Genomic DNA, 14,422 nt, shown 5'->3' on the forward strand with positions numbered 1-14,422 from the left:
ATATTTCAGTATAGCTTTATAACACTGTGAGATATTTTTTTATACTAACCCCATAATTAAAACACAATTTAATTATAAATAAAACAAAAAAAAGCCATAATTTTAAATATAAGTCATAAAAAAATAAAATAATACAATATTATGGTAATATAGTACTTACCTTAAAATTGTTTTAAAACTAATTTTGCAAAAATTAAACACTTTTCATTATTAAACACAATTATTAAACTTATGATTTCTTTAAAAAAAACGCTTGAAAAAAAAGTTTTAGCAATCCTACTACTTTCCTTTTCTTATGGATTTAGTCAACAATCCAAACCATCACTTCCTAAAATAAATACTAAGGAAACTATTACCTGTAGTAAAGGTTATCATATTGATAAACAAAATAATGATAACAAAATGTCAAAAGCGGCATGTATTGATTCATTTGCTGGATGGACTTCTTACAGTGGTAGTGCCTTAGTTGACCAGCTAAAAACAACTACAGATTATGACAATTGTTTACGTACTCTTTTTAGTTATGGAAATTATGGTAGTTCACTTTTTTCAAACACCAATATTGAAGCTGTTGCAAGAGCAATGTACGACATATCAAGTTCTCATGACGGTACTTTAAATAGTGGTATGCTAGGGTTAGTAACATACTTACACGCGGCTACTTATCATGAATTTTCTCAAAACGAAATTAATTTAAATGAAGATGCTAAATACTGGTATGGCTTAGCTGCTGAATCATTTTCTAATAATGCTAATGTATGGAACGTTACATCTGATGCCCTTTCTATTTTAGATGAATTTTTAATTATGTGTGACTATGATGGGTTGCGTCATAAAACGAAAATACTAGACAATGTTAAAAAAGCAATGCGTAAATTAACCTTAGAAAACAACTGGGAATCATTAGTTAATGATTCTCAAATGCTAACTAAATACGCTACAGCTTATAATAGAATATTTTTTTTAATGTTTAGAGGTATTCAACCTGTTGATGTGAACTATGAAGCTAGTGTTAATCAAGACCCTGAATTTTTAAGCTTATTATTTGACCTAACTACTGATACAGAACTACAAAATGTTTCTGCTTTAGCTTTTATAGTTGATAATGCTATTGGTGAGCTAACCAGAATAGCTTCTTCAAATGTATTGGAGCCAAAAGTTGAACCATATATAGCTCAAGTAGCTAACAGCTACCCAAAAAACAGCCCTAATTGGTATAAAGCAGTAGATGCTATTAATAAATCAGGTAATTGTGCTACTTACAATTTATGCGAAGATATGGTCGCGGTAAGAGCTGATATCGAAGACACTCTTTTTCCTAACACATGGATTTTTGATGACGGAAAATTAAAAGTAAGAACTCCTCTTAACTATAACACTGTTCAAGAATTATACTATGCAGCTAAACAAGTACAAGCTCAATTTTTTAGAGCACTTGAAACCGATGAACCTGTATTAAATGACCCTAACCCTAATTTAAATATGATAGTTTATGGCACTATGGCTGATTATCATAAATGGCAAACACTCTTATATGGTTTAGATACCAATAACGGAGGTATGTATATTGAAAGAGACGCTACTTTTTACACGTACCAAAGAACCGCTCAAGAAAGTACTTTTAGCTTAGAGGAATTATTTAGACATGAATATGTACACTATTTACAAGGCCGTTATATCGCTAATGGTTTTTGGGGTGAATCTGGTATTTATCAAAACAATCGATTAACATGGTTTGAAGAAGGTATGGCTGAACATTTTGCAGGTAGTACAGATACTCAAGGTGTTAGAATTAGAGAAAGCCAAGGTAGTAGAATAAGAACTGAAGGATCAACTTCATACATGACAGTAAGTGAAGTTTTAAGTGCTGATTATAATAACGGTTTTAAATTTTATAGATATGGTAATATGCTATGGTCATACTGGTTTAATAATGATATAACAACAGCTAGACAATTAATAAACTTAGTTAGAGCTGATGATATAAGTGGTTATGACGCTAAAATTAATCAATTAAAAGCTAACTCATCATTACAAACTAACTTCACAAATTACTTAAACAATGAAGTTATATTACCTAGCACATGGTGGGCAGTAGATACTCCTTGGCAAACAGATGACCTATTTAGTATAGGAGATGTAGCTGATATTGAAACAGAATTTAAAGCTATAACAAATATAGAAGCTACAGCTAGCTTAGATGCATCAACATCTATAAGACGATTCAAATTAACAGGTAATTTAAACAATGGTAATTTTGACACTGAATTAAATACAATAATTACACAGTTAAAAGCTAGCCCTACAGTTAATAACTTTGACTATATTAATGGATATTATACAAATGTATCAGGATCTTCTGCAACCTTTATCATTTCTGGATCTTTAAGAAACGCTTCTATTAGCGACACTCCAGTACCTATGTTTGAGAATAGTATAACATCTACAATTGTTGGAGGAAGTACACAATTTATAAATAAATCTACAGGATACATAAAATCTTACTCTTGGTCTTTTCCAGGAGGAACACCTAGTACAAGTACATTAAAAAACCCTACTGTAACTTACAATACTCCGGGTGAATATTCGGCTACATTAACAGCTGTAAGCGGTAACGATCAAAATTACAGTATAACTAAAAATAATGTAATAAAAGTTTATAACAAAAGTAATGCAACTTATTGTGATGCTACTGTGGGTACAGATTATACAAGCATTACAAGAGTAATGTTAGGTAGTTTAAATAAAGAAAGTACAGGGTTTCCTACTAACGGATACTCTGACTTTACAAATTACACCTCAGATGTTAAAATAAACCAATCATACCCTATTGCTATTGAACCTGAACTTTCATGGGCTGAAAACAATATAAAGGTTTGGATTGACTGGAATCAAAATGGAAGTTTTACTGATTTAGGAGAAGAAGTTTTTTCATCTATAGGAATGACTCACGAAGGATCTATCGTAGTTCCTTCAACTGCTACTACAGGTGTTACCCGAATGCGTGTTCGTTATGCATATGGAAGCGCTCCTCAACCATGTGGCTTAGATGGCTATATGGGGGAAGTTGAAGACTACTCAATTGTTGTAGGTACAGAAATAGGAAATACTGTTATTGAATGGACAGGGATTACAAATAATGATTTTAATACCGCTAGTAACTGGAACACCAATAAAGTTCCTACTATTAATGATGATTTAGTTATACCTGCAGGTTTAACAAATTACCCTATAATAAGTACACCTACAGAAGTAAATACTATTAACATTGCTTCTGGAGCTACATTAATTGCTAACGCTGCATTAACAGCAACAGTTACTTATTCAAGAAATTTAGCTACAGATAATTGGTATTTAATAGCCTCTCCTTTAAATAATGAAACTATTGAAAATTTAAAAGCAAGTAATATTTTTGATTCAGGAACAGGAAGTAACATAGGAATTGCACCTTATAAAAATGACGGTTCTAATTGGAATTTTTTAACAAATACTTCAACCGGAAGCATAACGCCTGGTCAAGGATATTCTGTTAAATTAAATGCAGCTTCAGACTTAATTTTTAAAGGAAATATAAATTACACTTCAGTTAATTATAGTATTTCAAAAGATAAAAATGATTTTAATTTAATAGGAAACCCTTATACTTCATACATTAACCTTGGTGACTTCTTTAAAGATAATGTTACAGAAACGGTACTAACAGAAGCTACAATATGGCTATGGAATCAAAATACAAATAATTATGAACTAAAATTAGGTGGTATTGACGCTAATTATCAAATAGCTCCAGGTCAAGGATTTTTTATAAGTGCAGCTAATAATACTCAGGTAACATTTAATAAAAATAATCAAAGCCATCAATCAGATACTTTTCAAAAACAAGCAAGAACTTCTATTAATTTAATTGCTAGCGAAAACAATAATATTGTATCAACAAAGCTATATTATATTGATGGTACTACTACTGGATTTGATAATGGTTATGATGGTACTATTTTTGGAGGAATAAACCACAACTACGCTATTTACTCACAATTAGTTAGCAATGATAAAGCCGGAAAGTACGCTGTACAATCATTACCAACAAATACTATAGAGAATACAGTTATTCCTATTGGGTTAAAAGCTAAAGCAGGTAAAAAGATTTCATTCTCAGCTAAAACAACTAATTTACCTAAGAATGTAATGGTTTACTTAGAGAATAAAACTAATAATACTTTTACAAATTTAACTAAAGGTAATTATGAGGTTACATTAACTAAGGATAACATCGGAACAGGTAAGTTTTTCCTTCATACAACTTCTAAAAAATTAGATACAAGTATAATTATACCATCATTAAATAACCTTAATGTTTATAAATCATCTAAATCAACATTAAAAATAACAGGTATACAAAGTAAAAATGTTTATATATCAATATACTCATTACAAGGAAAGCTAATTCTTTCTAAAGAAGTAGTTGCTAATAATAATAATGCTACTATTAGTTTACCTAAACTAGCTCCGAGTGTTTATGTAATAAAAATAGCCTCAGAATTAGGAGAGCTTAATAAAAAAATAACTCTGTAAATAAAATTATTTTATAATACTTATAAAACAGGTTGCTTTTCAGCAACCTGTTTTTTTGCTTTAAAAACCCTAATATTATACTCATATAGGTTGATCATATAATTAAACTTATGGTTCTTTATTACAAAAAAAAGTAATTTCAATATAAAAAGATAAGTATTAATAAATATTTTTTGGCATTAACCGCTGTTATTTTCTTTATCTAATTGTTTAATTGTAATTTATTTTTCTACTATTCTGTTTGATTTTTTTTTAAAATCAAACAATTCTTACCTAAAATTATAATCAAACGCTTTAAATTTTGAAAAGTTTTTTATTTCGTAAAACATTTTTTAATCCCTATGTCAATTATTTATCTGTTACCCTAGTATATAAATCATGTAAATTCACCTCTCATGTTGATCTTAAAAATAAAATTTGAATAATTTCTTTTAAGTATTGAATAGTAAACTACTATACTTCATGATCATACTTTTTTATTTAAAAACACAGCACTTTAACATGTAAAAATAATTTTAAAACTAACTAATAAACAACAATAAATACTCCGTTATAAAATAAGTTTTTGTTTCAAAAAAATTACTATATATTTGCACCGCTAAACAGAAATAAATTAATTATCAAGCAGTTAGTATTTATATTTATAGCGTTTGTATTACTAGTAAGTTTTACTAAACCAACTATAAAAAAAGCATTTTTTTTATCTACACCCAAAACAACAGCTCATTATAATGAAATTATTAAAATCCCTTTTTTACTAAAAGACTTTGTTGGGTTTAAAGAAGCTTTAGCTTTTAAAGAATCTCAAGGAAAATACAGAGTAATTAATAGACTTGGTTATTTAGGGAAATATCAATTTGGACGACAAACCCTAAAAAGGTTTCGAATTTATAATACTGATCACTTCCTCAAAACACCTGAATTACAAGAAAAAACATTTATAGCTTATTGTAAAGTAAATAAGTGGATATTAAGAAAAGATATTAGAAGAAGTGTTGGTAAATTTATTAATGGTACTAAAATTACGGAATCGGGAATTTTAGCAGCAGCACATTTAAGTGGTGCAGGAAACGTAAAAAAATATTTACGCTCAAACGGAGCTGTTAAATTTAATGACGCTTTTGGAACCTCAATAAAATCATATATGAGAAAATTTTCAGGTTATGATGTTTCAAATATTAATGCTGATAAAAAAGCAAGCGTTTAAATTTATAATGATTATTACAATAAAAAAGAGCTCTTAATTAAGAGCTCTTTTTTATTTATGTACTATAAAAATAGTAGGTCGTTTATGTAAATCTGTTTTTATATTCCTCCATTCTTTAACGGTAAATGTTTTTATATATTCTGAAGGTAATGTTATATCACAAGCAATACAAATATGAGTATCTGGTGATAAAATCACTTTTAAATCATCAAGCATTTTATCATTTCTATAAGGAGTTTCAATAAAAATTTGCGACTGCCCTTTATCTCTTGACAACTTTTCTAACTCTTTAATAGCCTTTTTTCTTTCTGATTTATCAATAGGTAAATATCCATTAAACGCAAAATTTTGTCCATTCATACCCGATGCCATCATAGCCATTAAAATTGACGAAGGACCTACTAAAGGAACAACCTGTATACCTTTTTCATGTGCTAATTTCACAATACTTGCACCAGGATCAGCAACTGCCGGAACCCCTGCTTCAGATAACAAACCAACAGACACTCCATTATTACATACATTTAAATAATTTTGTATTTCAATATCATTAGAATATTTATCCAACAATAACAACTCTAATGATGGTTGTGATTTAGTCGGAGTAATTTTTTTTATAAATCTTCTAGCAGATTTTTCATTTTCTACAATAAAAAAATCAAGATGCTCTATTACCTTTTTAACTGATATAGGCATTACCTCTAAAGGTTCAGTGTCACCTAAAGTAGTTGGTATTAAATATAATTTACCTTTCATTGTTTTCTAATTTTGAAGCAATAATTTCACACACCTCATCTAACATGACATATATATTTTCAAAGCCTTCCCTTCCACCATGATACGGATCAGGCACACTATTATTAGCTGTTGGATGCAACTCATTCAAAATCATTTTTACTTTTTGAATATCTTTTTCTGTATCAGCTATTGAAATAATATTAGTATAATTACTTTGATCCATAGCAAAAATAATATCAAACTCTTTAAAATCAGATTTTTTAAATTTTCTTGACTGCTGATTAGTTATATCAATTCCGTATTTTTTAGCTACCGCTATCGATCTTACATCAGGTAACTCTCCTACATGATACCCTGCTGTGCCTGCTGAATCAACTTTAAAAAATTCTGTATTTAATTTTGATTGTAAAATACCTTCAGCTAAAGGCGAACGGCAAATATTCCCCAAACAAACCATTAGTATTTTTGTTACCATTACAATGTTAATTTCTTAGTTAAGTCTTCTACGTATTTCTTAAACTGCTTGTCTGTTTCTGTTAAATTATCAACAGTTTTACAAGCGTGTAATACCGTAGCATGATCTCTTTTTCCTATTTGACTTCCAATACTAGCTAATGATGATTTTGTCATTCGTTTTGCAAAAAACATAGCCAATTGACGCGCTTGAACAATATGCCTTTTACGTGTTTTTGACTGTAAGGTAGCAACATCCATATCAAAATATTTAGAAACTACTTTTTGTATATAATCAATAGAAACTTCTTTTTTTGTGTTTTTAACAAACTTATCTACAATCTCTTTAGCTAACTCAACTGTAAATTCTTTTCTATTAAAAGAAGCCTGAGCAATCATTGAAATAATCACACCTTCTAGTTCTCGAACATTAGATTTAATATTTTTAGCTATATACTCCACAATATCTTCTGGCATTTCAACACCGTCTCTATATAACTTATTTTGTAGTATAGAAACTCGTGTTTCAAAATCAGGTGCTTGTAACTCTGCTGATAACCCCCATTTAAAACGAGAAAGTAAGCGCTGCTCTATATCTTGCATATCTACAGGAGCTTTATCAGAGGTTAAAATTACCTGTTTTCCATTTTGATGTAAATGGTTAAATATGTGAAAAAACACATCTTGTGTACCTGTTTTACCAGATAAAAACTGAACATCATCAATAATTAAGGCATCTACCATTTGATAAAAATGAATAAAATCATTTCTAGTATTCGACTTTACAGAATCAATAAACTGTTGTGTAAATTTTTCTGAGGATATATATAGAACTGTTTTATCAGGATATTTATCTTTAATTTCAACCCCAATAGCATGCGCTAAATGTGTTTTACCTAAACCTACACCTCCATAAACTAATAATGGATTAAATGAAGTGCCTCCTGGCTTATTTGCTACAGCCATACCTGCTGACCTAGCCAACCTGTTAGCATCTCCTTCTACAAAATTAACAAAATTATAATTTGGATTTAATTGCGATTCTATTTTAACTTTTTGCAGTCCTGGAATTATAAAAGGGTTTTTCAATTCTCTTTTAGACTCTAAAGGTAATGATACTTTTTGAGGCTTTAACGGATTACGATTTGAACTAGGTATTTTAACAGTCTGTGGACTATTACTACTATACGTATTTTCCATACGTACATCATAAATTAACTTAGCGTCACTACCTAACTGCCTAACTAAAGCTACTCTTAATAATTTTATATAATGCTCCTCTAACCATTCATAAAAAAACTTACTAGGTACTTGAACTGTAAGAGCTGCCTCTGTCAATTTAATTGGCTTAATTGGCTCAAACCAAGTTTTATACGCTTGAGGTTTGATGTTGTCTTTTATAAAAGACAAGCATTCATTCCAAACTGAATCAGCAGTTTTAGTCATGTGTGTTAAATACAGTTTTAGTTGTTAATTTTAGTCTATTTGCAAGGCTAGAGGATTACCTTTACGTGAGCACAAAAATGTGAATAATTTTTAGGATAAAAAAATCATTCCTCTATTGGTTCTTAATTATTATTTACGTAATGTTAGTGCAAATTAAACACAAAATATTTTGATAAAAAACAAAACCACCGTACGAATTAGATATGCAGAAACAGATCAAATGGGCGTGGTATATCACGGTAATTATGCTCAATTTTTAGAAATAGGTCGTACCGAATTATTACGGTCTATAGGTGTAACATATAAAAACATGGAAAAAACAGGCGTGATACTTCCGGTAATTACCTTATCTTGTAATTATAAAAAGTCTGCTTTATATGATGATGAAATTACAATAACAACTCTTTTAAAAAAAACACCTACTGTAAAAATAGAATTTGACTACAAAATTACCAATCAGCACAACGAACTAATAGCTACTGCAAATACAATTTTAGCCTTTGTTAATAAAGATACTAAAAAACCTATACGTTGTCCTGAATATATTTTACAAAAACTATAATAAAAACAACTACTAATAATGAAAATATATACTAAAACTGGTGACAAAGGCACCACTGCATTATTTGGAGGAACTCGAGTTCCTAAAAACCATTTACGCATTGATAGTTATGGAACTGTAGATGAATTAAACTCTTATATAGGTTTAATAAGAGATAAAAATAGCGAAGACACTTTAAGAAAAACACTCTTCAAAATTCAAAGCGATTTATTTATTTTAGGAGCAATGCTTGCTACTCCAACTGAAAAAGAAACTTTAAAAAATGGTAAAGAGCGTTTAAATATTGATAAAATAACAGAAAAGTCTGTAGTATTTTTAGAAAACGAAATTGATTTAATGAATAAAACTCTACCACAAATGACTCATTTCATTTTACCTGGCGGACACGAAACCGTGTCATTTTGTCACATAGCTCGTTGTGTATGTCGTAGAGCAGAACGCTTATCAGTAGCCTTAAATGAAGAAGAAACCATTAATAACAACATATTAATGTATTTAAACCGTCTTTCTGACTACTTATTTGTGTTGGCACGAAAGTTGACTAAAGACTTAAAAGTAACAGAAGTTAAATGGATACCTGAAAAACGATAATTAAGTTCCTATATTAATTGACTTAACATTTTTCAAAAAACACTTGACTTTTTATAAAAAAAAATTATTTTTGCTACAATCTATTAAACAGATAAAAAAATGTATTGGACACTTGAACTAGCCTCTTATTTAGCAGATGCACCTTGGCCTGCCACTAAAGACGAATTAATTGATTATGCTATTCGTACGGGAGCGCCGTTAGAGGTGGTTGAGAATTTACAAGATATTGAAGATGAAGGCGATTCATATGATTCGATAATCGAAATTTGGCCTGATTATCCGACTGAAGAGGATTATCTTTGGAACGAAGACGAATACTAAGATAACAAACATAAAAAGTCTCTTTTAAGAGGCTTTTTTTTTGCTTACCTTTAAGCATTTAAACACATACCTACTAATGAGCTTAGTTAACTAATAGTTTATAAGCTATAAAACAATATTTAAAAAATGAGCGTTTTAAATTCGATACTAAAAATTTTTGTTGGTGATAAACAACAAAAAGACCTAAAATCTCTACAACCAATTGTTGAAAAAGTACGATATTTTGAAGATTCATTAAATAAGTTATCTAATGATGAGCTACGAACAAAAACAATCGAATTTAAGTCTAAAATTAAAGAAGCTACAAAATCGTTTACTGAAGAAATCACAAAACTAGAAAAAGAAGCTTTAACTGCTGATATTGATCGCCAAGAAGAAATATATACTCAAATTGATAAATTAAAAGACGAAGCTTACCAAACATCTGAAGCTGTATTATTAGATATTATGCCTGAAGCCTTTGCTGTAGTTAAAGAAACAGCAAAACGTTTTACACAAAATGATCAAATACAAGTAACAGCAACCCCTTTTGATAGAGAATTATCTGCCACACGAGCACACATTACCCTAGATAATGACAAAGCTTTTTGGGCAAGTTCTTGGGATGCTGTAGGTAAAGAAGTTACCTGGGATATGATTCATTATGACGTACAATTAATTGGTGGATCTGTTTTACACCAAGGTAAAATTGCTGAAATGATGACTGGTGAAGGAAAAACACTAGTATCTACCCTACCCGTTTACTTAAATGCCCTAACTGGTAATGGTGTACACGTAGTTACTGTAAATGATTACTTAGCTAAACGTGATAGAGCTTGGATGGCTCCTATTTTTGAATTTCACGGATTATCGACTGATTGTGTAGATTTTCATCAACCAAATTCAGAAGAACGTAGAAAAGCCTACAATGCAGATATTACTTACGGTACCAATAATGAATTTGGCTTCGATTATTTACGTGATAATATGGCTAGCTCTAAAGATGATTTAGTACAAAGAGCCCCTAACTATGCCATTATTGATGAAGTTGACTCCGTTTTAATTGATGATGCTCGTACACCATTAATTATTTCGGGTCCAGTACCTCAAGGAGACCGTCATGAATTTAACGAATTAAAACCTTTAGTTGCCGACTTAGTATCTTTACAAAACAAATACCTTGTAGGAGTTTTAGCAGAAGCTAAACGTTTAATTAAAGAAGGAGACACCAAAGAAGGAGGATTCTTATTATTAAGAGTCTATAGAGGGCTTCCTAAAAACAAAGCGTTAATTAAATTTTTATCTCAAGAAGGAACCAAACAAATTCTTCAAAAGACCGAAAATTTTTACATGCAAGACAATAACAAATTAATGCCTGAGGTAGATAACGAGTTATGGTTTACTGTTGAAGAAAAAAATAATCAAATCGATTTAACTGATAGAGGAATAAATCATTTATCAGAAAAAACACAAAACAACACCTTTTTCGTTTTACCTGATATTAGTGTAATTGTAGGTCAAATTGATAATAGCCAAGATTCACCTGAAGATAAGGCTAATAAAAAAGAAGAATTATACCGTGATTTTAGCGTAAAAAGCGAACGTATTCATACTATGAATCAACTTTTAAAAGCATATACTGTTTTTGAAAAAGATGTTGAATATGTAGTAATGGATAATAAAGTAATGATTGTTGATGAGCAAACGGGACGTATTATGGACGGTCGTCGTTATTCTGATGGGTTACATCAAGCATTAGAAGCAAAAGAAAATGTAAATATTGAAGATGCTACACAAACCTTTGCTACAGTTACATTACAAAATTACTTTAGAATGTACCGTAAATTATCTGGTATGACTGGTACGGCAATTACTGAATCTGGAGAATTTTGGGAAATTTATAAATTAGATGTTGTTGAAATTCCTACCAACAGGCCTATTCAAAGAGATGATAAAGAAGATTTAGTTTACAAAACTACTCGTGAAAAATACAATGCTGTTATTGATGACGTTGTAAAATTATCAAACGAAGGGCGTCCAGTACTTATTGGAACAACATCTGTAGAAATATCAGAATTATTAGGTAGAATGTTACAAATGCGTAAAATTCCTCATAATATATTAAATGCAAAATTACATAAGCGTGAAGCCGATGTAGTTGCCGAAGCAGGTAATGCAGGTATTGTAACCATTGCTACAAATATGGCTGGTCGTGGTACTGACATTAAACTATCAGACGAAGTTAAAGCCTCTGGAGGTTTAGCAATTGTAGGTACAGAACGTCATGACTCTCGTCGTGTAGACCGTCAATTACGTGGTCGCGCAGGTCGTCAAGGAGATGTTGGTTCAACACAATTCTATGTAGCTTTAGATGACAACTTAATGCGTTTATTTGGCTCTGACAGAATTGCCAAAATGATGGATAGAATGGGCTTAAAGGACGGTGAAGTAATTCAGCATTCTATGATTTCAAAATCTATTGAAAGAGCGCAAAAGAAAGTCGAAGAAAACAATTTTGGTATTCGTAAGCGTTTGTTAGAGTACGATGATATTATGAATGCACAACGTGAATTTGTTTACAAACGTCGTCGTCATGCATTAGATGGTAAACGTTTACAAATTGATATTGCAAACATGATTTATGATACTTGTAATTCAATTGTAACAAATAACAAAGCTAATAACGATTACAAAAATTTCGAGTTTGAGTTAATTCGTTTTTCTGCAATGAGTTCTCCATTTACTAATGAAGAGTTCAATAAATTAACAGCACAAGAATTAATTGATAAATTATATGTTATTGTTTCTGCACATTATAAAAACGATACTGAAAGACATGCTCATAGTGCCTTTCCGGTAATTAAAAACGTTTTTGAAACAGAAGGCGATCGTTACGAGCGTATTATAGTACCTTTTACTGACGGATCAAAAACACTACAAGTTGTTACTAATTTGAAGGAAGCATACGAATCAGAAGGAAAATCATTAGTAAACGATTTTGAAAAAAACATTACCTTGTCTATAATTGATGAGAATTGGAAAGATCACTTACGTAAAATGGACGAATTAAAACAAACCGTTCAAAACGCTACGTACGAACAAAAAGATCCTTTATTAGTGTATAAATTTGAAGCTTTTGAACTATTTCAAGCTAGCGTTGATAAAATTAACAAAGAAGTATTATCATTTTTATTTAAAGGACATTTACCAAGTCAAAATGTAGATCAAGTTTCAGAAGCTCCAGAGCAGCAAGAACGTCAACAATTAGACACTCGTAAAGATGAAATTCAAAACTCATCTCAGCAAGCAATGATTAGTGCTCGTAATCAACAAACACAAGAACAACAAGTAGTAGAAACAATTGTTCGTGAAGAGCCTAAAATTGGTCGTAACGAAAAGGTTACCATTAAAAATGTAATTTCAGGAGAACAAAAAGAGGTAAAATATAAACAAGCAATTCCTTTATTAGAAAAAGGAAGTTGGGTATTAGTATAACAACTAAAAAAATAAATATTATTAAGTAAAAAGCTCGGTTTAAAACCGAGCTTTTTTACATTAAAAAAACACATTCCTTACCTTTTATTAACAATTTAATTACCAATACTTCATAATTAAATTAACTTATAAACACATTCTAAAAGTACATTTGATGATATACATTTTAAGTATACTTTTTTACGATGAAAAAAAACAAAAAAAGAAAGTTAGATATTGCTGTTATTTCAGACCTACACTTAGGTACTTATGGATGTAGAGCAAATGAATTACACAACTATTTAAAATCTATAAACCCAAAAATATTAATTTTAAATGGTGACATTATTGATATTTGGCAATTTAAAAAAAGTTACTTTCCTAAATCTCATATGAAAATTATTAAGCAACTAATGTCTTTTATTACATCAGGTACCAAGGTGTATTACATTACAGGAAACCATGATGAAATGTTTCGTAAATTCAACGGATTTCGCCTTGGAAGCTTTGAAATTGTAAACAAACTTGTGTTAGACATTGATGGTAAAAAAGGGTGGTTTTTTCATGGTGATGTATTTGATGTAACCATGCAACACTCTAAATGGTTAGCTAAACTTGGTAGTATTGGTTATAATATTTTAATTTTAATAAACACAGCCGTAAACTGGTTTAGTAACAAATTAGGATATGGTAAACTATCGTTCTCTAAAAAAATAAAAAATAGCGTTAAAGGAGCTGTTAAGTTTATCAATGATTTTGAAACAACAGCCTCTGATATTGCTATTTCAAGCAATTATGATTATGTAGTATGCGGTCACATACATCAACCCGAAATAAGAGTTATACAAAATGAAGAAGGAACAACTACTTATTTAAACTCTGGTGATTGGATTGAAAACTTATCTGCTTTAGAGTATAATAATAAATCATGGTCATTGTATGAATATGAAAAAGATGATATAGCAAAAAAATTTGACGATCGTTTAAGTATTAATGAGGTAGAATTTTTAGAAACAGAAAGTAGCAACAGTAAACTCTTTGAAGAACTTTTAAAAGAATTTAACATTAGTAATAAATAA

The 14,422-nt window shown here is 30.0% G+C and carries 10 protein-coding genes; 7 read left to right on the plus strand and 3 right to left on the minus strand.

Annotated features, from left to right (window positions below; translation table 11 throughout):
* The first annotated feature begins 231 nt into the window (after window positions 1–231).
* Window positions 232–4,572, plus strand: coding sequence for a collagenase (locus ACN5J4_RS02520; protein WP_418650597.1), 4,341 nt, complete (start codon window positions 232–234; stop codon window positions 4,570–4,572).
* Between the two features lie 565 nt (window positions 4,573–5,137).
* Window positions 5,138–5,779: a peptidoglycan-binding protein LysM gene (locus ACN5J4_RS02525; protein WP_418650598.1), complete on the plus strand. Its 642-nt coding sequence runs from the start codon at window positions 5,138–5,140 to the stop codon at window positions 5,777–5,779.
* A 51-nt stretch (window positions 5,780–5,830) separates the two neighbouring features.
* Here ACN5J4_RS02525 and ACN5J4_RS02530 read toward each other — a convergent pair whose 3' ends face one another.
* From ACN5J4_RS02530 to dnaA, 3 genes are read right to left on the minus strand one after another with little or no spacing between them, the layout of a single operon-like run.
* A complete protein-coding gene (locus ACN5J4_RS02530; RefSeq protein WP_418650599.1) occupies window positions 5,831–6,535 on the minus strand; it encodes an SAM-dependent methyltransferase in 705 nt (234 codons plus the stop codon).
* Window positions 6,525–6,992, minus strand: a complete 468-nt coding sequence (locus ACN5J4_RS02535) for a low molecular weight protein-tyrosine-phosphatase (RefSeq protein ID WP_418650600.1) — start codon at window positions 6,990–6,992, stop codon at window positions 6,525–6,527. Before ACN5J4_RS02535 ends, ACN5J4_RS02530 begins: the two co-directional genes overlap by 11 nt.
* Window positions 6,992–8,416, minus strand: coding sequence for a chromosomal replication initiator protein DnaA (gene dnaA / locus ACN5J4_RS02540; RefSeq protein WP_418650601.1), 1,425 nt, complete (start codon window positions 8,414–8,416; stop codon window positions 6,992–6,994). Before dnaA ends, ACN5J4_RS02535 begins: the two co-directional genes overlap by 1 nt.
* A 169-nt stretch (window positions 8,417–8,585) precedes the next feature.
* On the opposite strand from dnaA, the gene ACN5J4_RS02545 reads away from it, so the two are divergent.
* The 5 genes from ACN5J4_RS02545 (at window position 8,586) to ACN5J4_RS02565 (ending at window position 14,422) form a co-directional block, all read left to right on the plus strand.
* The gene (locus tag ACN5J4_RS02545) at window positions 8,586–8,978 is read left to right on the plus strand and encodes an acyl-CoA thioesterase (protein WP_418650602.1); all 393 of its coding nucleotides are present in this window, start codon (window positions 8,586–8,588) and stop codon (window positions 8,976–8,978) included.
* Between the two features lie 18 nt (window positions 8,979–8,996).
* The gene (locus ACN5J4_RS02550) at window positions 8,997–9,569 is read left to right on the plus strand and encodes a cob(I)yrinic acid a,c-diamide adenosyltransferase (protein WP_418650603.1); all 573 of its coding nucleotides are present in this window, start codon (window positions 8,997–8,999) and stop codon (window positions 9,567–9,569) included.
* Window positions 9,570–9,668: 99 nt separating this feature from the next.
* The gene (locus tag ACN5J4_RS02555; RefSeq protein ID WP_028889331.1) at window positions 9,669–9,890 is read left to right on the plus strand and encodes a DUF2795 domain-containing protein; all 222 of its coding nucleotides are present in this window, start codon (window positions 9,669–9,671) and stop codon (window positions 9,888–9,890) included.
* Between the two features lie 126 nt (window positions 9,891–10,016).
* Window positions 10,017–13,364: a preprotein translocase subunit SecA gene (secA, locus tag ACN5J4_RS02560; RefSeq protein ID WP_418650604.1), complete on the plus strand. Its 3,348-nt coding sequence runs from the start codon at window positions 10,017–10,019 to the stop codon at window positions 13,362–13,364.
* 185 nt (window positions 13,365–13,549) lie between these two features.
* Window positions 13,550–14,422: a UDP-2,3-diacylglucosamine diphosphatase gene (locus ACN5J4_RS02565; protein WP_418650605.1), complete on the plus strand. Its 873-nt coding sequence runs from the start codon at window positions 13,550–13,552 to the stop codon at window positions 14,420–14,422.

The organism is Tenacibaculum aestuariivivum (assembly GCF_964507685.1).
GTDB classification, from domain to species: Bacteria; Bacteroidota; Bacteroidia; order Flavobacteriales; family Flavobacteriaceae; genus Polaribacter; species Polaribacter aestuariivivum.

Coding starts and splice junctions, on each gene's coding strand:
- ACN5J4_RS02520 (WP_418650597.1), top strand. CDS start 232: ATGATTTCTTTAAAAAAAACGCTTGAAAAAAAAGTTTTAGCAATCCTA.
- ACN5J4_RS02530 (WP_418650599.1), bottom strand. CDS start 6,535: ATGAAAGGTAAATTATATTTAATACCAACTACTTTAGGTGACACTGAA.
- ACN5J4_RS02535 (WP_418650600.1), bottom strand. CDS start 6,992: ATGGTAACAAAAATACTAATGGTTTGTTTGGGGAATATTTGCCGTTCG.
- dnaA (WP_418650601.1), bottom strand. CDS start 8,416: ATGACTAAAACTGCTGATTCAGTTTGGAATGAATGCTTGTCTTTTATA.
- ACN5J4_RS02550 (WP_418650603.1), top strand. CDS start 8,997: ATGAAAATATATACTAAAACTGGTGACAAAGGCACCACTGCATTATTT.
- ACN5J4_RS02555 (WP_028889331.1), top strand. CDS start 9,669: ATGTATTGGACACTTGAACTAGCCTCTTATTTAGCAGATGCACCTTGG.
- secA (WP_418650604.1), top strand. CDS start 10,017: ATGAGCGTTTTAAATTCGATACTAAAAATTTTTGTTGGTGATAAACAA.
- ACN5J4_RS02565 (WP_418650605.1), top strand. CDS start 13,550: ATGAAAAAAAACAAAAAAAGAAAGTTAGATATTGCTGTTATTTCAGAC.